Origin of the sequence: Ruminococcus sp., from assembly GCF_016287535.1 — a bacterium.
Taxonomy (GTDB): Bacteria; Bacillota; Clostridia; order Oscillospirales; family Ruminococcaceae; genus Ruminococcus.
The window spans coordinates 67,615-87,001 of sequence record NZ_JAEFAJ010000005.1 but is presented as its reverse complement, the minus strand read 5'-3'; the positions used below and the strand labels follow the sequence as shown (position 1 = coordinate 87,001).

13 protein-coding genes are annotated in these 19,387 nt (G+C 44.2%); 7 read left to right on the top strand and 6 right to left on the bottom strand.

Going from position 1 to position 19,387, the window contains the following annotated elements; genetic code table 11:
- The first annotated feature begins 69 nt into the window (after nucleotides 1–69).
- From QZZ36_RS03895 to QZZ36_RS03885, 3 genes are all read left to right on the top strand, one after another.
- Entirely contained in the window at nucleotides 70–330 is a 261-nt protein-coding gene (locus QZZ36_RS03895) for a TIGR03905 family TSCPD domain-containing protein (RefSeq protein ID WP_295077058.1), read from the top strand.
- A gap of 105 nt (nucleotides 331–435) precedes the next feature.
- Entirely contained in the window at nucleotides 436–966 is a 531-nt protein-coding gene (locus QZZ36_RS03890; RefSeq protein WP_295077053.1) for a sigma-70 family RNA polymerase sigma factor, read from the top strand.
- On the top strand, nucleotides 953–1,549 hold the full coding sequence (locus tag QZZ36_RS03885) for a hypothetical protein (RefSeq protein ID WP_295077050.1): 597 nt from the start codon (nucleotides 953–955) through the stop codon (nucleotides 1,547–1,549). The genes QZZ36_RS03890 and QZZ36_RS03885 overlap by 14 nt, the downstream gene beginning before the upstream one ends.
- A gap of 34 nt (nucleotides 1,550–1,583) precedes the next feature.
- Here QZZ36_RS03885 and QZZ36_RS03880 read toward each other — a convergent pair whose 3' ends face one another.
- Nucleotides 1,584–2,192 (bottom strand): N-acetylmuramoyl-L-alanine amidase, encoded by a 609-nt coding sequence (locus QZZ36_RS03880; protein ID WP_295077202.1) that lies wholly within the window; start codon nucleotides 2,190–2,192, stop codon nucleotides 1,584–1,586.
- A gap of 89 nt (nucleotides 2,193–2,281) precedes the next feature.
- Nucleotides 2,282–3,853, bottom strand: a complete 1,572-nt coding sequence (locus QZZ36_RS03875) for a recombinase family protein (protein WP_295077047.1) — start codon at nucleotides 3,851–3,853, stop codon at nucleotides 2,282–2,284.
- Between the two features lie 476 nt (nucleotides 3,854–4,329).
- Between QZZ36_RS03875 and QZZ36_RS03870 the strand changes: the two genes are divergently transcribed.
- From QZZ36_RS03870 to QZZ36_RS03860, 3 genes are all read left to right on the top strand, one after another.
- Nucleotides 4,330–5,436, top strand: coding sequence for a GTP-binding protein (locus tag QZZ36_RS03870; RefSeq protein WP_295077044.1), 1,107 nt, complete (start codon nucleotides 4,330–4,332; stop codon nucleotides 5,434–5,436).
- Nucleotides 5,433–6,383 carry a GTP-binding protein gene (locus QZZ36_RS03865; protein ID WP_295077041.1) on the top strand — a complete coding sequence of 317 codons (951 nt, stop codon included), beginning with the start codon at nucleotides 5,433–5,435 and terminating at the stop codon, nucleotides 6,381–6,383. The genes QZZ36_RS03870 and QZZ36_RS03865 overlap by 4 nt, the downstream gene beginning before the upstream one ends.
- A 318-nt stretch (nucleotides 6,384–6,701) precedes the next feature.
- Nucleotides 6,702–9,560 (top strand): leucine-rich repeat protein, encoded by a 2,859-nt coding sequence (locus QZZ36_RS03860; protein WP_295077038.1) that lies wholly within the window; start codon nucleotides 6,702–6,704, stop codon nucleotides 9,558–9,560.
- A gap of 189 nt (nucleotides 9,561–9,749) precedes the next feature.
- Here QZZ36_RS03860 and metE read toward each other — a convergent pair whose 3' ends face one another.
- Nucleotides 9,750–12,023, bottom strand: coding sequence for a 5-methyltetrahydropteroyltriglutamate--homocysteine S-methyltransferase (gene metE, locus QZZ36_RS03855; RefSeq protein ID WP_295077033.1), 2,274 nt, complete (start codon nucleotides 12,021–12,023; stop codon nucleotides 9,750–9,752).
- Nucleotides 12,024–12,512: 489 nt separating this feature from the next.
- The gene (locus QZZ36_RS03850) at nucleotides 12,513–13,061 is read right to left on the bottom strand and encodes an isochorismatase family protein (protein WP_295077030.1); all 549 of its coding nucleotides are present in this window, start codon (nucleotides 13,059–13,061) and stop codon (nucleotides 12,513–12,515) included.
- 293 nt (nucleotides 13,062–13,354) lie between these two features.
- Between QZZ36_RS03850 and QZZ36_RS03845 the strand changes: the two genes are divergently transcribed.
- The gene (locus QZZ36_RS03845; protein WP_295077026.1) at nucleotides 13,355–17,026 is read left to right on the top strand and encodes a glycoside hydrolase family 9 protein; all 3,672 of its coding nucleotides are present in this window, start codon (nucleotides 13,355–13,357) and stop codon (nucleotides 17,024–17,026) included.
- Nucleotides 17,027–17,246: 220 nt separating this feature from the next.
- On the opposite strand, the gene QZZ36_RS03840 is transcribed toward QZZ36_RS03845, so the two are convergent.
- Together QZZ36_RS03840 and QZZ36_RS03835 are read right to left on the bottom strand one after the other, a co-directional pair.
- Entirely contained in the window at nucleotides 17,247–17,432 is a 186-nt protein-coding gene (locus QZZ36_RS03840) for a hypothetical protein (RefSeq protein ID WP_295077022.1), read from the bottom strand.
- 114 nt (nucleotides 17,433–17,546) lie between these two features.
- Nucleotides 17,547–19,319 (bottom strand): dockerin type I domain-containing protein, encoded by a 1,773-nt coding sequence (locus tag QZZ36_RS03835; protein WP_295077019.1) that lies wholly within the window; start codon nucleotides 19,317–19,319, stop codon nucleotides 17,547–17,549.
- Nucleotides 19,320–19,387 lie beyond the last annotated feature (68 nt).

Here is a 19,387-nt window from a genome sequence, read left to right as displayed (position 1 = left end):
TTGACAAGCTCCGCTTTTTGTTATAAAATTATGGTATAAAATAAACCTGTATGTAAAAAGGAGTCAATTATGAATTACAAATACAAAACCCAGAAGGTCTGTTCACAGGAGATAAGCTTCAATATCGAGGGCAACGTCATCACAAATATCTCATTCACCGGCGGCTGCAACGGCAACCTGAAAGCTCTCTCAAAGGTGCTTGACGGCTGGACTGTCGAGGAAATCGAGGCGAAGCTCAAGGGCAATACCTGCGGCGTAAGAGGCACCTCATGCGCCGATCAGCTCTGTATCGCCGTCCGCAAGGCTTACGATGAGCAGAAAAAAGCATGATACATCTTTAATATCCGTAAAAGCGCACTTTTTGTGCGCTTTTTTTGAACCTTTTCGCCGCTGATGACAATATATAACAGAAGATAGAAAATGGAGGTGCACCGAATGACAGAGATTCAGTTTGAAAAACTGCTGGAACTGTATGGAGATTCTATCTTTGGCTTCTGCTGTCATCTTACAGGCGAAAGGAGCTCCGCGGAAGACCTTTACCATGATTCCGTTATGAAAGCCATGTCAATGCTTGCCAAAATGGAGTGTGAGGGAATATCTGCAAAGGAGCTTAAAACAGCGCGCAACTATGTCATAGGCATAGCAGTGCGGCTGAACAAAAACCTGTGCCGCAGAAAAAAGGCGGCGTATTCCCTTGACGATGAGCTGTCGGCTGCTGTGAGCTCTGACTGTGACCTGATCGCAGAGACCGAACAAAAGGAAGTATTATACAGCATAAAGGCTATTATTGCTCAATTGCCGGAAAAGCTGCGGACGGTAACGTATATGTTCTATTTCGCAGACATGAAAGCGGAAGAGATCGCAAAACAGCTGCATATACCGCCCGGCACGGTAAAGAGCCGTCTTAACAGAGCGAGAAAAGCCATAAAAACAGGTCTGGAGGAAAAAGGCTATGAAAGATATTGATCTGCTTGTACAATATGCCCTTAAAAATGAAGAAAAAGCTCCTCAGGAGCTAAACGACGACTTTATCAAAGAGTTCAGCGAAAGGAGAGTTTCACGAGCTATGAAACCAAAATTTCCAGCCGCTGCTGTTGCAGTTCCGCTCATGCTTGCCATTGCCGGAACGGGAGCTTATGCAGTATCAAAAAGCGGATATTTCCGCGACAAGACAACTATGTTCGGCACGGTAACAGGTTCGGTCTATGAAAATGCCGATAACGAGATAAATGTTTCTCTGGGATATGAGCCCGAAACAATTACTGTAAAGGTCGTATTCAGCGATCCTGATTCTTTGCCATACAGGGACTTTGAGACAATTGACCTCAATGAGTTCGGCATCACCGACCAAACGGACGGCTCAGCGGTGAGCTGCGGAGAGATAATTCCTGCCATGATAAAAAATGGCGAGGCAGAGATAAGGATACCTGTCGGCAAACTTAAGAGCGGCAGCTATGCTATAGCTGTAAGCTCGTTCCTCGGCGGAAAAAAAGCCGATCAGCCTCTTGAAGTCAAAGGGCACTGGACAGCAGCCATTGATGTACAATAATATGCGGAAACGGGAGCGTTTATGCTCCCGTTTTTTACCTTTTACGGTTTACAAAATCGTTTATGCCGCTGAAAAGCGTAAAGGCTACCTTTTCACGGTATTCCTCAGTATTCAGCAGAGCCGCCTCCTCAGGATTCGACAAAAAGCCGCATTCAGCCATTACCGTTGGATTGTTGCTGTAATAGCACAGGAACAGCTCCTTGCCGCAAAGCTTTATCTCACGGTTATTGTCAGGCTGCAAAAGACTCCTGAACCTCTCCTGAAGCATCTCCGCAAGCACCTCACTGGTGCTGTTGCTGCCTGAGTAAAACATCTGTGCTCCGCTGTACTTCGGGTCGGTGAACTGGTTCTGATGTACAGATATGCACACCGCATTGCTGCTCTCATTAAATATTGCAAGACGATTATCCATATCAGAGCTTTTCTGCTCCGCTATCCCCTCTATGCCTGCGTCGTGTATCGACTTGTCGCTTTCCCTTGTGACCTTCACCTCATAGCCGTTTACTTCAAGCAGGTCACGGAGCCGCAGCATTATATCAAGATTTATCCCCTTTTCCGGAACTCCCTCCGCAGATGTGCATCCGCCATCAATACCGCCATGTGGTGCGTCAACTTGAACTGAGTTGGGTAATTGGCTTAAAATAGTCTTTTGCAGGTATATTATATCACGATTTCGTGTTTTTCAAAAGTAAATACCATAATAATAGCGGTACGTCTTTTCCGGACAAACCGCTACAGCTTCCAGTGTATATGTACTTCTCGCTCGCCGGTCTCGCAGGTCTCCCCTATCTCGATATAATCGATGAACTCGTCAGCGATACTGCGGTCCAGCTTTTCAAAGTGGGTATACTGCCTGATCAATGCCTTCTGCCCCTCGGCATTTCTCTGACGCTTTCGTAACTCCGTTATCTTTTCACTTACTTCTGCTACCTGTTCAGAAAGCTTTTCTTCCTCATTGCTGAGGCTTTGTCTGAACACGGCATAGTCCTCGTCTGACAGCAAGCCGTCGAGTTTGTCCTTGTACATCTTCAAAAGGCGCTCCTTAGCTTGTTTATGCCTTTCCACAGCTATACTGAGCCTGCGTTCAAGCTCCTTTTGCTGTTCACAGTAAATATCTGTTATCTGTAGCTCGTCAGGCTGACAGAACTGCTCTATGATAGCGTTAAGCTCGTCAAGAATACGCTTTTCGAGGACAAGACCGCTGATACTTGTTTTATTTGGGCAGTTCATTGCCCCTGTCTTGTAGGTGGCGCATTGCAGACCGTAATACTTAATGGTCTTAGCCTTGTTATAATAAACATTACGTTTCATAGGACGTCCACAGCAGGCACATCTGACCTTGCCCGACAGCGGAGACAGTTCCTGTGAATTTTTTCCGGCCCTGCTATTGCTGTTAAGACGCTCCTGAGTACGCGACCATGTCTCAGCATCTATTATAGCCTCATGAGCGCAGGGAATACGAATCCAGTCAGCCTGCTCCACCTTTTTCCGTTTCTTGTTCTTGTAGCTGATGTTGCGGGATTTTCCCTGCACAAGCGTACCTGTATACATCTCGTTTTGCAGAATTCTTACAACAGTAGATTGTGTCCAGAGTCCCTTCGCATTGCTCGAATCAGCATTGCAGTTTACATAACGGGAACCCTTCTGACGCTTGTACTCTGTAGGACTTACAATGCCGTCTCCGTTCAGCTTCTGCACTATCCTGCGATAGCCATCTCCGCTGACGTACATATCGAATATCCGTCTTACAACCGACGCAGTCTCCTCGTTAATAACAAGGTGATGTTTATCGTTTGAGTCTATCTGATAACCATAGGGAGCAAATGATCCTATAAACTGCCCCTGCTCACGTTTATACGCGAGAGTACGCCTTATTTTGGCTGATATATCCTTGACGTACATCTCGTTATAGGCACTGGTGAACAGCCGCATTGTGGAGTAACTTTCGCTCTCGGTATCGGCGTTATCGACAACTCCGATGAAGCGTATCCCCCACTCTATGAACCTGTCATTTATGAACTGCTCGATCACCACTGTGTCACGCGAAAAACGGGATTGATCCTTGCATAGTACAATGTCGATTTTTCCAGCCTCGCAGTCCAGCAGCAGTCTGTTGAATTCAGGACGGCTGCGGTCAATGCCGCTGTAGCCGTCGTCAATATAAATATCGAATATCTCCCAGTCACGCTCATGGCAGTAATCACGAAGCATGGCTTTCTGATTCTGAATACTTGCACTTGCGCCGTTCTCAGCCCTGTCCTTATCCTCTATGGATAAACGGCAGTATATAGCCACTTTCGGCATTGACCGCAACGCCTCTTTTCATTTATCGCTTATATTTCAGCACAGCTTTTTGAGATGACTGTTTATCAGCTTTTCAACCTTCGCAGTAACACTTTTTTTGATCTGTTCCGTATTCTGCGATGTGAAACTGCTTTTTGTATGTAATATTTCTTTCACTGAGTTCACTTCCTTCCTTTGGATTATATGCAGTGCTGCCATGCCGTATAACTTCATGACCTTTGCCTCCATTTTTTTGGGAATATAGGCATTTCACTATAAAGTCAGAATTTGATAATCATTCTCAATTGTGAAAAGCGTGTGAAAAAAATTTTGAAAGTATTGACATTCACATTTGGTATGATATAATAAGTAAAGCTAATATGATAATGATAATCATTTTCAATTTTGGAAGAGGCAAACATATTGTAAAACATTCGGAAAGAGATATCATATAGACGAGAAAGTTTGCAATTCCATGATATGAAACGAGGTACACTATGTCAAAAAACAAAATTCCAGTTATACTTATCACAGGCTATCTTGGTTCCGGAAAGACCACTCTCATGCAGAACCTGCTGAAACAGGAAAAGCGTAAGATAGCACTTATCGTAAATGATATGGGCAGCGTCAACATAGACGCTGCTCTCCTCAATAAAAACCGTGACCGGATATCTTCTGTTGAAATGGTCGAGCTTCAGAACGGCTGTATATGCTGTACTCTCAGGGACGAGTTCATAGCTGAGATAGAGCGTATCTCTCAGCTTCCAGATATCGAAGCGGTTTTCGTAGAGGCTTCGGGAATCAGCGAGCCGTCAAATATTGCCGCTTCATTCGTGGTCTACACTGAGGATAACCCCGGCACAAACGTATATCTGAGCTCAGTTGTTTCAGTTGTTGACGCTGACCGTATCTACCGCGAGTTCCTGCGTGAGCTCTCTATGGAAAACGATACCGAAGAAGGCGATATCATCAACCTTATTATCGACCAGATAGAGTTCTGTAACCTTATAATCCTTAACAAGACAGACTTGCTAAGTGCTGAGCAGACAGAAGAAGTAACAAAAGCTATCCGCGATATACAGTCAGAAGCTGAGATAATCCCCTGTGTAAACAGCGAAGTCGATACAGAAAAGATAATGCACGGAAAAGAATTCGACTATCATGCGGTACTTGCTTCATCATCTGTACAGCGTGCTCTCAATACCAATGAGCCCACAGACAAGGAAGCCTGCATGGACGAATACGGTATAACCTCTTTTGTCTTTGAGGAGCCCCGCCCTTTTGACCGCGATAAATTCATGGACTTGGTTGATGAATACCCAAAGGAGCTTATCCGTACAAAGGGTTATGTATGGTTCGCAGATGACGATGTACATATACAGCTCTTTGAGCAGGCTGGCAGAAACGCAAGCGTTACGGAGCTGAACGAGTGGCTTGCAGCTTGTCCGCAGGAGGAGCTTGATGTCATGTTCGAGAATTATCCTGACCTGAAAGATGACTGGGACGACAGATACGGCGACCGTATCAATCAGCTGGTATTCATAGGAAAGGGATACAAAAAAGCGGATATTCTTGCAAAACTCGAAAGATGCCTGACTATATGAGCAGCAAGGCAATACCCGTATATCTGTTTCTCGGTTTTCTCGAAGCAGGAAAAACACAGTTTATACAGGAAACAATATCCAATAAACGCTTCGGACTTGATGAGAACATTCTTCTCGTCACCTGTGAAGAAGGGATAGAGGAATATGATCTGTCGCAGTTTGGCGGTAAAAGTATTAAACTTCATACTATAGAGGATAAGTCAGAGCTTGACGAACAGCTGCTCCTGAAGCTATCAGACGAATGTGACGCAGATAAAATACTTATCGAATATAACGGTATGTGGCATCTTACGGACTTGCTGCTTAACAAGCCCGCAAACTGGAAGATTTTCCAGACAGTATTCATCGCCGAAGCTTCGACCTTTCAAAGTTATACCCAAAACCTCGGAAGTCTCGTTATAGACAAGGTCAATGTCAGTGATGTTGTAATTTTCAATCGCTATGCAAACCGAGCCGATGTCAATGAGCTTCATAAGATCATACGCTCGATCAACAGAAAAGCTGAGATATATTACGAAGCCGACAACGGTATGATGATAGTTGACGACATCGAAGATCCCCTCCCCTTTGATATCGAAGCTCCGACCATAGTCATAAAGGATACTGATTATGCGATCTGGTACAGCGACATAATGAGTGAAGCAAAGAAGTATCACGGTAAGACAGTTAAGTTCAAGGCAATAATATCTTCACGCCCTGAGCTCCCCAATAATGTTTTCGCAGTAGGAAGATATATAATGACCTGTTGTGAAGCGGATATGGAGTTCTGCTGGTTTGTTGCGTTATACAACAAATATTACAGCGTTCAGGAAGAGAAATGGGTAACTGTAACAGCTGAAATAACAGTTCAGCACCATGAGAATGAAAACATTGATATACCTCTCCTGAGAATTGCTGATCTATATGAATGTGAACCTCCCGAAAAGAAAATTGCAACTTTCACATAACTGATCCTAAGGTTTAAACGAATACATATTAAAGCAGCCCTAAGGGGCTGCTACGCATTTATCACGGACACAGTCCTTGTTGATCTGATTCTCTTATCCGAAGCAGCCATATCATACAGATGTTTCATTTCCTCCGTATCTTTTCATACGGAGGACGATCACCGTAACATTTTGTGTCAAGTAAGATATTTACTCATTATGTTTACTGCACCACCGAAAAAAGCCCGTAAACAACTCCGCAATAAAATGATTGACATACAGAAATTCAACTGATATAATATATTATATATAAATTTTCAATACTGGAGGTAAACTGCTATGAAAATCAAGGGATTTATTTCAATTCTTGCTGCACTGACTGTTATAACAGGTTCTGTATCAGCTGTGCCGTTCAACGCGGCTGCAGAGGCAGTTTCAGAGGCAGAGGCCACCACAGAATATGATTTCAGCAGCAGTTCATCAACTGTAGAAAAAGACGGCGTCACCTACAGTATCTTTAAGGGATATGCAGCTGTTAATCATGTCAGTGACGAAAGCATTGAAGAATTCACAGTTCCCGATACCATCAATGATATTCCTGTTGTTGGTATAGAATGGGGTGCATTCGGGGACTGTTCCAAGATAAAGAAGCTGACTCTCGGCAAGAACGTCAGTGTTATGGAATGGTATGATGTTGCAGAGCAGACTATTGAAGAAATAGCTGTTACCGAGGACAACGAGTCATTCACAGTCGTTGACGGTATACTTTACAGCAAGGATATGAAGACTGTCGTAGCTTTCCCGCCTTCGGCAAGCGCCACAGAGATAACGATATCCGACGAAGCAAGAACGATTGCACCGTATGCTTTTATATCCTGCCAGAAGCTTACTAAGATAAAGGTAAGCTATAATATAAGAGAGATAGGCGAAGGAGCTTTCGCAGGCTGTATCAGCCTTACAGACATAAATATCCCTGACGGTGTAAAAGTTATAAACCCAGGAACTTTCATGGGCACAAAGGCTCTGAAAAGCATAAAGATACCGGGCTCTGTTGAATATATGTACGGTGAAGCTTTCAGAGATTCCGGAGCTGTCGAAAACGAGGACGGCATACACTACGTTGACAGGTGGGCTGTGAACGCGGATAAAGATATAGAACGTGCTGATATACGTATGGGCACAGTAGGTACGATCGAAGGACTCTTCGTCTCAAAGAACAAGCTGAAAGTCATCACAGTGCCCGAATCTGTTATCCACCTCGGAAGATACCTTGCTTTCGGACTGTATATGCGTGTTGAACTGGTAGAATTCCACTGCCCTGTTATTCCTGAACGTACACTTGGCTGTACGACCATAAAGGAAATATGGATAACAGACCCCGACTGCGTTATAGAGGACGCTGCGATGAGCCTCCCCGCTTATTGGAGAGAGCCGAAAGAAGCTCCCAAAGAAAAGGATAATACCGAAGAGAATGATTATACTGTAAAACACACCCGCGTAGCCGCAGCAAGTGTTGCAGCCAACTCGGTTCAGAAAGCTGTACAGACCGCATTGATCGAAATTGATGAAGATGAAGATGATGACGATTATGATATAGCGAAAGTGGTTCATGTAAATTCTTCCGTGTTGAAAGAAAAATTAGAAAAGTACATGGAGAAAGTCAAGGAAAGGAATGCTCAGAACAACAATCTTTTTGAGTACGAATCAGGATATGCAGTTGCACAGCCAGTTGAAAATGTATACAAAGCACCTATAAAGATAGGCAATCCCGCAAAGTATGATACGATCATACGCGGATATAAAGGCTCTACAGCCGAGGAATACGCACGTAAAAAAAGAAGGATATTTGATGCGTTCGTACCTCCGTCAGTCAATGTAGGTCCAGAGATATATGACGAGGGAGACGTAACATACTGGATATACGGTGATTCCGTAGCTACCGCAAGATTAAGCAGCGAGCATAATGAGACCGCAAAGGACGTTGTTATCCCCGATGAAATAAAGGGAGTACCTGTAACATCATTTGTTATAGGCTGCAATTTCAAGGCAGGTACAGTCAAGCTTCCTGCAACTATACAGTTCATTGATGACAATAATGACCTTCAGTATGACAATACCGCATATTATGAAGTAAGTGAAGATAATCCGTATCTGGTTTCTGTCGACGGAATAATATACAGCAAGGACATGACAGAGCTCATAAAAGTTCCGTCAGATTACGATAAAACAAAAATAACCGTTCCGGACAGCGTTGTGAAGATACGCACAGGCGCATTCCACAGCCTCAAAAATGTTGAAAGCGTGGAACTTCCCGACGGAATTACTGTGATCAGCAGAAACGCTTTCTGCGGCGCAAGCAAGCTCAAAAGCATCAATCTGCCGGATGAGCTGGATATAATCGGCGACAACGCATTCAACGGCTGTACATCACTGACAGACGTACATATCCCCTCAAGCGTTAAGCACATCGGACTGAACGCATTCTGTGAGGCTCCTGTTGTCGAATATGAGAACGGGCTCGGATATTTTGAGGGCTGGCTCGTTCAGGTCGATGAAAAAGCAAATGATATCGTCATAAAAGACGGTACTGAAGGCGTTGCAAGTATAACAGGACACGGAAATATCACTATTCCGGGCAGCGTTACAAGAATGAGCTGGGAAATGGTGAACTCCACCGACAAGAAAACTGTAAGAGCCGATGTATACTCCCATGTGATCGATTATGACGCATTCAAGAACGCGCTGTTCCTTCGTGACATCTATATCTACGATCCCGAATGCGAGATCTGCGCAGGCGACCAGACAATACGTCCGGTACACTATAAGGCGGCTGACGAACTGGTAGGTATACAGGAAAACAGTACAGATTACAGAACATTAGCCTATGAGATAAAAGAACTTGATTCCAGACCTGTCGGCAAAACAGTTATCCACGGCTACAAGGGCTCTACGGCTGAGGCTTATGCTCAGATGTACGGCATAGAATTCGAGGAACTGGACGACACCCTTATTTATAAGGACGGCGACATCAACGGCGACGGACAGTTCAGCGTAGGCGATATCGTTCTTATGAACAAATATATCCACGGAACATATACATTCAACGAAAAGCAGTTCAGATCCGCTGACCTTAACGGCGACGGAAGCACTGATATTTTTGATATTATAGATTTCCGCAGGAAGATACTCGCAGAATGATAAAAGAAACAAAAGCCAGTTAAGCTACTCTTGCAAACGTGAATTTTACATGAGAAAAAGCCTGTATTTCGGTTGCCCCGAAATACAGGCTTTTATTATTCGTAAGAATCACTCAGAAATGTTACGGTCAGAGCTGATCCCTTATGATTTCATGTTTTTTGACGTTCAAGCCGTCACACTGAACTTAATTCAGCAGTTTTCATTCCGTGCTTCTTTAGCAGCCTCAACAAGATTTTTCAGACTCGGAACTGTTTCTTCGTTTCCTCTTGTTTTAAGTCCGCAGTCGGGATTTACCCAGAGCTTCTCAGCGGGGATACGCTCCCTCATCTTGCCGATGGCTACCTTTATCTCTTCCTTTGACGGAACTCTTGGTGAATGTATATCATATACTCCTGGACCGACCTCGGTGCGGAAATTGTTTTCCTTCAGCACATCAAGTATGGTAAGGTCTGACCTTGACGCCTCAAAGGTTATGACATCTGCGTCCATATCGTCGATATCCCTGATTATATCCGCAAATTCGCTGTAGCACATATGAGTGTGTATCTGCGTTTCGGGCTTCACGCCGCTGTGAACATACCTGAAAGCAGGTATGGCCCAGTCGAGATAATCCTCTCTCCAGTCAGCCCTGCGAAGAGGCAGCTTCTCACGGAGTGCTGCTTCATCGACCTGGATTATACTTATGCCGTTTGCTTCAAGGTCGAGTACCTCCTCGCGTATAGCAAGAGCTATCTGCAAAGCGCATTCTCTGAGGGATATATCCTCTCTCGGAAATGACCAGTTCAGTATTGTAACAGGACCTGTGAGCATTCCCTTCATCGGCTTGTCTGTAAGGCTCTGAGCGTATACCGACCATCTTACCGTCATTGGCTTCGCTCTGGAAATATCTCCCCATACAACAGGCGGCTTTACGCAGCGTGTACCGTAGGACTGCACCCATGCCTTTTCTGTAAAGAGATAACCGTCAAGGCACTCGCCAAAGTACTCCACCATGTCGTTACGCTCAAATTCACCGTGTACAAGTACGTCAAGTCCTATCTCCTCCTGCAGAGCGATACACTCAGCAGTCTTTTTCTCGATAAAGAACTCATAGTCACTGTCGGACATCTCCCCCTTGCGGTGAGCATTACGCGCGGATTTTATCTCGGCAGTCTGCGGGAATGAACCTATAGTGGTAGTCGGGAACAGCGGCAGATTGAATCTCGCCTTCTGTATCTTCTCACGCTCTGCGAACTCCGGAAGTCTGACGAAATCCTTATCCGTAAGAGCAGCCACCTTTTTTCTGACAATCTCATTGCCGGCAGTTCTCGGCTCGCTGTAAAGAGCTGTATTTCTGCGATATTCTTCTGTCTCTGCCGGGCACTGTGAAGCTGTTATTTTTTTAAGCTCAGCAAGCTCAGCAAGCTTTTCCTCAGCGTATGCAAAATGCTTCTTATAGCGCTCTTCAAGCTTTGTCTCGTTTGCAAGAGTGCACGGAACGTGAAGCAGTGAGCATGATGTATTTATTACTATATCATCAGTGTGCTTTTCAAGCTCAGAAAGTGTGCAGAGGGTTGAAACATAATTGTTACGCCATATATTCTTGCCGTTGACAACTCCGGCAAACAGTGTCTTTCCCTTCGGGAAGCCATTTTTATTTACAAGTCCGAGAGTCTTTTTGCCCTCAGCAAAGTCAAGCCCGATACCGTCAATGTCCAGTCCGCAGAGCTCATTATAACAGTCGCGGACATCACCGAAATAAGTCTGCACAAGCACCTTTACAGCTCCCTTACCGGGGAGTATCTTCTCATAAATGGAAACAAAAAGCTTTATGTCCTCAGCTGTCATATCCGTTACCAGTGAGGGCTCGTCAAACTGCACCCACTCCGCACCAAGCTCATTGAACTTTTTCAGGATATCTGAATACGCGGCAGCGGTCTGTCCGGCAAAGTCAGCTGCCTTTCGTTTGCCCTTGTATCTTGCGAGCTTCAGAAATGTATAAGCACCTGTTATAACAGGCTTGGTCTTTACACCGCCTGCAAGAGCCTCGCTGAAAAGCTCAAACGGCTTTGTGCCCACAAGCTTTATTTCGGTACTGTCATCAAGTTCAGGCACCATGTAATGATAGTTGGTATTGTACCATTTCTTCATGGCAAGTGCCTTGACGTCTCCCTTTTCGCCCTGATATCCTCTCGCAGCCGCAAAATATGTATCCAGCTTTGACAGTCCGAGAGAGGTATATCTCTCAGGTACGGCATTCAGCAGGAAAGCTGTGTCGAGAACTCCGTCATAGAATGAAAAGTCATTGGACGGTATAAAGTCAAGTCCGCTTTTTTTCTGCAGATCAAGATTATGCGAGCGAATGACCTTTGCTGTTTTTTCAAGCTCTGCCGCAGTTATCTCTCTGCGGAAATACTTCTCGCTTGCGAATTTGAGTTCACGTAAATCACCTATTCTTGGGTATCCGATTATTGATGTCTGCATTAACTATTCCTCCGATATGTTTTGAATATGTTATAATTATATCATGTTTGCCAGAAATGTGTTAATACAAAAAAGAAATGCAGTCCCATATCCAAAAGCTATATCAGCAGGACTAAACTCCGAACGGATCAGCAGCGGATCTGTGAAAGTGACAAAAATCCTCACAAACATCACGATTTTTGCAGGCGTTAAATTGCTGAACGTCATTAATATTATTCGTTTGCAATCAGGAAACTCTTCTGACGACTCAGAGAATACTTTAATCGCTTAAAATCACAGCTTCATTTCCTTGACTTATCTCAGTATATTGCTGTATAATAATTGATGATATCATAGTGTAACCGCTCGATTACACCCAAAGCCGTGGGGCGAATACCCTCTCCCACCCTCTAAAAACAGGCACTTCTGATTTTCAGAAGTGCCTGTTCGTCCTTTTCTAATAAATATAAAAATCGCAAGTGCGGGGAGTATATTTCAATAGTGAATTATTTATATATTCGTTGTTGTTACTTCAGAACGTAAGAGTTGGATCGCTTGTTCAACAGTAATTACCTTTGCGTAACGTGAGCCCCACATAAATTCATTATAATATTTATAGGCGGTTTCCTTGTCAAAATACGGATTATCATAGGTTGAGTTCGTGTATGAAGGGACAAATATTTTGAACCCTTTTTCAAATCCACTTTTTATTGTTGCATCCATACAATAGTCCGTTGATACTCCGATTGCTATAATTTCTTTTTCACACTTAGATTGCAGATATTCTGTTAATCCCGTCATAGGATGAAAAGCGCTGTTTACATTCTTTTCAAAACGCCTTTCGCCTTTCTCCGGCGTAAATTCCTCATATATTTCATAGTTGTCCGTAGATTTATCCAGATCAGTACCCGGACCATCATCGTGCTGGACATATACGACCTCAACATTATTCTCTCTCGCTATAGTAATTAACTGTTTTATATTTTTTCGTACTGTTTCAAACGAATATAGCCTTTCGTCAAAACAGCCCTTTTGTGTATCTACAACTAAAAGAATCATTTATTACTCCTTACTATACTCGTCTGAGGAATACTGTAATTATCTAAAATAAAAGCTGCGATTTATCACAGTAACCTGTTTATTATCCATATTATACACTGCATTGTCACCTAAAGTCAAGGCTGCTGTCGAACAGAGTAGTGGGAATATCAGATTTTTTCTAAGGACGAAAAGTTTTTTTAACCATAAAGCGAGCAGCACCTTTTGTAAATTCCAACGAATAATCTTGACATATAAGCCGTAATAATATATAATAGTATTACAAATGCAGATAGATAAAGGGAGGGAATATCATGCATAAAAATTATAAGAAGATCATTGCAGGATTTCTGGCAGCTGCTATGATCGCACCGACCACTGCCGGTATCACTGTTGTGCAGAGCGCATACGACGATGAGATCTTGGGAGAGTCTACCTTTGACTATAAGATTCTTCCGTGGCATACTGTGGAAGCAAGCCCTGCGAAGCAGTATTTCGAGCTTTCTGAAGGAGCTGTCCGCATTCTTATTCAAGTACCCGAAGGTTATGATAAGGAAAAGTGGGATCTTCAGTTCAGGCACAGATACCTTAATTTTCGGAAAGGACATGAGTACAAGGTAAGCTTCAAAGCAAAGAGCAACAGAAACGGCTTTGAGCTTTACTCAAAGATAGGCAACATCAAGGGTGATGAAGTGTACTTTGAGCTTGACGGTGAAACCAATGATATGCGCATGGGACCTCATATGGGAGGTCAGTGGTCTATGACAGCTGTAAAGCTGTCGACCGAATGGCAGACCTATGAAGGAATATTCAAGCCTACACAAGATCTTGAAGGTGTTGAATGGACGTTCCAGTACGCAAAGGGTACTAAGTATCAGGGCAACGCTCAGGCAGGAGATGAAATTTGGTTCGACGATATGTTCATTGAAGACCTGACAGGAAACATATCCTCTCCGCCGAAGCATTATTTAGGCTATACAGCACGTGGCTGCAGCGGTCTGCCAAATAATTACATCTCTGTCAATCAGCTCGGATACTATCAGGGACTTGAAAAAATCGCAACACTCGGCGACAATAAAGGCGATATCACACACGATGCGCCGACCATTGAGCTTGAAGAAGATCAGGGCTATGACTATGAGATAGTAAGAACGTCAGATATTACTGTAGCTTATTCGGGAAAAACAGGGCGGGTCGAAAAGGATACCGACTCCGGCGACAACATTTGCAGGATAGACTTTACTGATTTCAATCAGACGGGTGAATACTATATTCGCATTAAAGGCAAAAACTGGAGATCGTTCCCGTTCAGGATAGGAAATGATATCTACAGCGATAAAGAAAACAATCTGCTGACCAATGCTCTCAACTATTTCTATCAGAACCGTGGCGGCACAAAGATCGAGTCAAAGTACATCACATCAGGTGACAAATCCGCACTTGCACATAATTACAACAGCGATGAAGCCGTTGGATTTGTCCAGACAAGGTGGCGCACAAGTGTTCCGCAAAACGTCAGGATCGCAGAGGAAAACAGCTCATCAAAGATTGACACCAGCGGCGGCTGGTTCTCAGGAACTGATTTCGACAAGAGCATGACGGAAAGCAGTATCGCACTCTGGACTCTCCAGAATCTGTATGAGCGTTCGGCGCTTATGTACAAAAACTCAGATAAATTCGCAGACGGCTCTGGCACCGTCGTTATCCCCGAAAACGGAAACAAGATACCCGATATCCTCGACGAATGCAGATATGAACTGGACTATATGTCAAAGCTGAAGGTCCAGCCCGATGAAGAAACATGGGGCAAATATGCAGGTATGTACTATCATGGCATACAGGGCGTTGACTTTGTAGCTCTCCCCAAGGATTATGAACATGAATATCATGCGTGCTATATCGTTCAGCCGCCCACATTTGCGGCAACTCTTAATTACGCTGCCTGTGCGGCACAGGGCGCAAGACTTTGGGCAGAATATGACAAGGAGTACGCAGCAGAGCTTCTGAACAACGCAAAGGAAGCTTATCAGGCTTACAGATTGAATTATTATGAGGCAGCTCCTGATGAAGAAAGCAACACAGCTTCTCTGTACGAGCCATCGCCTGTAAAACTAACAGATCCGTCAGGTACCACATATATACAGGACGACGAATACTGGGCAGCCTGTGAGCTCTATATCACCGCAAAGGAAATGGACGACCCCGACGCTGAAAACTATTTAAAGGATCTTTCTGAATATCCAGACGCATTCAAGGTAAAAAACAGAAACGGTTTTATTACCGACGTACCGGGAGAGCCCTCATTGACACTGTTCAGAAGAGACGATACCGCTTCCGCAGGTTCGCTGTCAATGCTTCTCAATAAATACTTGCTCTCTGATGAACAGTACAAATCACTGAGCAATACCGTTATCGACACAGCAGAGGACTACATCAATGAAGAGGAGAAGCAGGGCTACGGTATACCCTACAAGTATGACGGTCCCGGATTTGTGGCATACAACGGAGACCTTTACGATATTGTCTATAGTGGTTTTGAACCCGAATCAAATCAACGGGCTGTAAACAATATGCTGGCTATGGCTTATGCCTACGACCTTACAGGCGATAGCAAATACCTGAACGGTGTGGCAAAGGGCATGGATTATATCTTCGGCAACAATCCGCTGGCGTTCTCCTATGTAACGGGATATGGCTCATATCATGTAAAGAATCCGTCTCACAGGTACTGGATACACGAAGCTGACAGTTTGCTTCCTTCCGCACCTGACGGCGTGCTTGTAAGCGGTCCTAACGCAATGCCTATGGATCAGTATATGCTTGCCCTCGGATTTAACGACAACAGAACTTCCAGTGATCCGTCTGAAAGATACTACGCGGATTCTATAGAGTCGTGGTCTACGAATGAGACCTCTCTCGGCAGCAATGCGTCACTTGCATGGCTTGTTTCATTCATGCAGGACGAGGCGTCGGATATAGTTGTAAAGCCGAGTGCCACAGGCGATGTAAATTCTGACGGTGAATTCACTATGGCAGATCTGGTGCTGCTGAGAAAGTGGCTGTTAGCTGTTCCGGATACAAAGCTTGCGAACTGGAAGGCTGCTGACTTCAGCAATGACGGTAAGCTTGACATATTCGATCTTTGCCTGATGAAAGACGAGATCATTAAAAAGGACACCAGATTTTATATTGAACCTGATACAAGGCTTGAATACGGTATGCGGTGTACTGTTAACTGGGAGGGGCTGGAACTGTACCAAGGCCCTGATGAAAGCTATGGTGTCATCAATACTATCCCCAATAATACACCCCTCAGCGAAATGGGTTTTCAGGAGGGTAACAATGACTGGATGTTTACTAAATACAAAGGTCAGTATGGCTGGATAAAAACAAGCATAAACGGTCACAGTACGATATATTATAATTTGGTAGCTGCTAAACCCGTTATTTACCTTTATCCCGAAGATGAGACCGATGTTCACGTTGAACTTGAGCTTACGGAATCAGATCTCTCAACAACATATCCGAAGTATAACAACGGCTGGGATGTAACAGCATATCCTGACGGAACACTTCTGAACAAGGCTGACGGCACACATCACAAATACCTTTTCTGGGATGCAGTAAACTGCCGCACAAGATTTGATTTCTCAAAGGGCTTCTGCGTTGCGGGCAGTGATACCGAAAGCTTCCTCAAGGAAAAGCTCACATACATGGGACTGACAGAGGAAGAAATGAACGAATTCATTGTATACTGGCTGCCTTTAATGGAGCATAACAAGTATAATCTCATATCGTTCCAAGGTGATGTATATACTGATTCCGCGAAGCTGGAGATCACTCCGGCACCTGACAGCCTGCTTCGTATCTTCATGGCGTATGTTCCTCTTGAAGAGGCAGTGGAGACCGAACCTCAGCAGCTTGAAGCCTTTGAAAGAAATGGCTTCACAGTCGTTGAATGGGGAGGCAGCGAGATCAAGTCGTAAACACATCAGGGAAACGAATATAAACAAATTATCCGCTCGTAATAATACGGGCGGATTTCTTTATATTACCGCCGCACGATCAATGTTGAAACGCAAATACAAGTCCACGCAGCTGCGGGGACTTTCTGTAATATTCTTTGGCTTTAATGCTTCAATGCTGTATCAGATGTATAGTATAGCTCATTCACTCTGACAACTCTTCCGCTCAAATGAACTATGTTTAAGCTGATGCGCCATGTCCGGCATCCAGGACTATAACAGGCACTTCATTTTCCATATCCGTAACAGACACGGGCAGGGCTCCGTTTTCAGTCCTCTCAGCTATACGGGACGCTCCGTACAGAGTGAACAGCGCACAGCCGCACACTACCGCACTGCTTATAATTTTTCTGTGAACTTTTCTCATTTCAGTTACTCCTTCCGCATTCGCAGTGATCCAGTCACTGAATAATATTCACAGATCCGACGTTATATGACAAAGCTCCGGTTGTTTCGCCGGAGCTCCGTAATTAATATCTGCTTATTCTGCCTGAGTTTTTTCGATAGCGGAAAAGTCGGTGATCTTCATCCACTCTCTCATATCGTCCAGTTCACCGCCCGTAGCTAAATACGAGTAATAAACAAGTACAAACGATGCGTCTGCCGCGTCTATTATGCCGTTTCCGTCAACTTCGCCTGCAACGAACTGCTTTTCAGTGAAAGCTGCGGGCTGTTTTGTTGATATTCTCGCATATTCGGCAAGTATAAGGCTTGCGTCAACTGCGTTTACCTCTCCGTCGAAGTTAACGTCTCCAAGCTTTACATTGTCATTAACAGGAACAATAAGCTCCTCGCTCACATTGTTTTCATTGTCAACAGCGAAGATATGAACATACTGCGAAATAACAGTATCATCGAGCTCTGCCTCGATCTTTGCCTTTCCGTTTTCATCAGCAGGAATGATATTCTTTACTGTTTCCTTGTCATCTTCGTACTCAATGATCTCCGGAGTTTCCTTATCGCTGTCTGTGACCCTGACAACAAATCCTTTGATACCGCTGAGTGACTCCTCCTTTACGATATTTGAAGAAGCAGCTTCCCTGCCTTCCTTCTCTGATACAGCACTTACGTAATACTCATAAACTGTGGGCTCGTCCTTTGCCTGAACAGAAAGCAGCATTTTTCCATCGCCTGCATAGGAACCTGATGCATCGGGCTTCTGCGGCGCTTTTCTGTCAGTGAACGCGCCGTCAACGGCATTGGTGCTGTCTGAATTCTGGTACAGGAAGAAGAGAGTATTCGCAAGCACCTTTCTTTCATCATCTGTAGCCTGTCCGTTGCTGTGACCTGTCTGTATCATGCCAAGATTGTTATTTGTGATAAGATAGAAATTACCTATCGCACCTGTCTCGGCATCGATTATATCATCATCGCTCAGTGTCATCCAGACAGTGGCGTCAAGAGCATACTGACCTGTTGCATGGCAGGTAGGTATATCAAGAGTTCCGCGTATAGTCCAAGGATAATCCGTCATAACGCCTGTCTTTACTACTGTTGCTTTCTCCGATCCGACAATATAGCGTGAACCTATAACAATTCCGAGATCTTCGGCAAATGTATTGAAATTCGGATAGCCAAGGCCTGCGCCGAGAGTATCGTGTCCGAAAAGGACTCCTCTTCCGCTCTTTTCAAATTTGGTGACTTCCTTAGTAGCTTCATCACTGAAGTCAAAACCTGAATTATAGTCGGCTGCTCCTACAAAAAGAACGTCATACTTCCAGCTTCCGTCCTCGTTGTATAAATATGTTGCAGGGTCCGAATTGAAATCACTGAAATAGACAGATGATATATTCATCAGGTCTTTTCCGGCAGGAGTTTCTGTTTCACCTATGGGTGAAGTCATCCATTCCTCAAGAAACGGCTGCGCCGGATATATATTCAGCACATCTACCTTTTCCTTTTCATTCCATATCGAGCGGACCTCCCAGTCCGAGCCGTTTTCACGTCTGAAAAGCTGATATCCGAAGCCCTCTTCATCGCTTACCTTGTTCCATGAAAGGGTTACCTTGTTATCCTCGACCTTGCTGTTCAGCTTTAACTCTTTTAAGTCAGCTGAAACGGTAGTTGTTGCAACCGAAGCAGTCGTTGTTGCAGCAGCTGTTGTTGTGACCGTTGCGGTCACTGCCTGCTCATTCTGTTTTTCCGCGCTGTCGTTATCAGCTGCAATAAGCTTCATTGCGGAACAGGTATTGACAGTGAGCAGCATACTCATGCATACTGACAATGTTTTTTTAGTTGACTTTGATAGTTTCAAATCAAGCACCTCCGGATATTATATACAAATTACATTGTATCATATAACGGTATATGTGTCAATATATT

Excerpts from the sequence above, each read along its gene's own strand:
- QZZ36_RS03875 (WP_295077047.1), bottom strand. The coding sequence starts at position 3,853 with ATGCCGAAAGTGGCTATATACTGCCGTTTATCCATAGAGGATAAGGAC.
- QZZ36_RS03840 (WP_295077022.1), bottom strand. The coding sequence starts at position 17,432 with ATGAGAAAAGTTCACAGAAAAATTATAAGCAGTGCGGTAGTGTGCGGC.
- QZZ36_RS03890 (WP_295077053.1), top strand. The coding sequence starts at position 436 with ATGACAGAGATTCAGTTTGAAAAACTGCTGGAACTGTATGGAGATTCT.
- QZZ36_RS03845 (WP_295077026.1), top strand. The coding sequence starts at position 13,355 with ATGCATAAAAATTATAAGAAGATCATTGCAGGATTTCTGGCAGCTGCT.
- QZZ36_RS03870 (WP_295077044.1), top strand. The coding sequence starts at position 4,330 with ATGTCAAAAAACAAAATTCCAGTTATACTTATCACAGGCTATCTTGGT.
- QZZ36_RS03860 (WP_295077038.1), top strand. The coding sequence starts at position 6,702 with ATGAAAATCAAGGGATTTATTTCAATTCTTGCTGCACTGACTGTTATA.
- QZZ36_RS03885 (WP_295077050.1), top strand. The coding sequence starts at position 953 with ATGAAAGATATTGATCTGCTTGTACAATATGCCCTTAAAAATGAAGAA.
- metE (WP_295077033.1), bottom strand. The coding sequence starts at position 12,023 with ATGCAGACATCAATAATCGGATACCCAAGAATAGGTGATTTACGTGAA.
- QZZ36_RS03850 (WP_295077030.1), bottom strand. The coding sequence starts at position 13,061 with ATGATTCTTTTAGTTGTAGATACACAAAAGGGCTGTTTTGACGAAAGG.
- QZZ36_RS03895 (WP_295077058.1), top strand. The coding sequence starts at position 70 with ATGAATTACAAATACAAAACCCAGAAGGTCTGTTCACAGGAGATAAGC.
- QZZ36_RS03865 (WP_295077041.1), top strand. The coding sequence starts at position 5,433 with ATGAGCAGCAAGGCAATACCCGTATATCTGTTTCTCGGTTTTCTCGAA.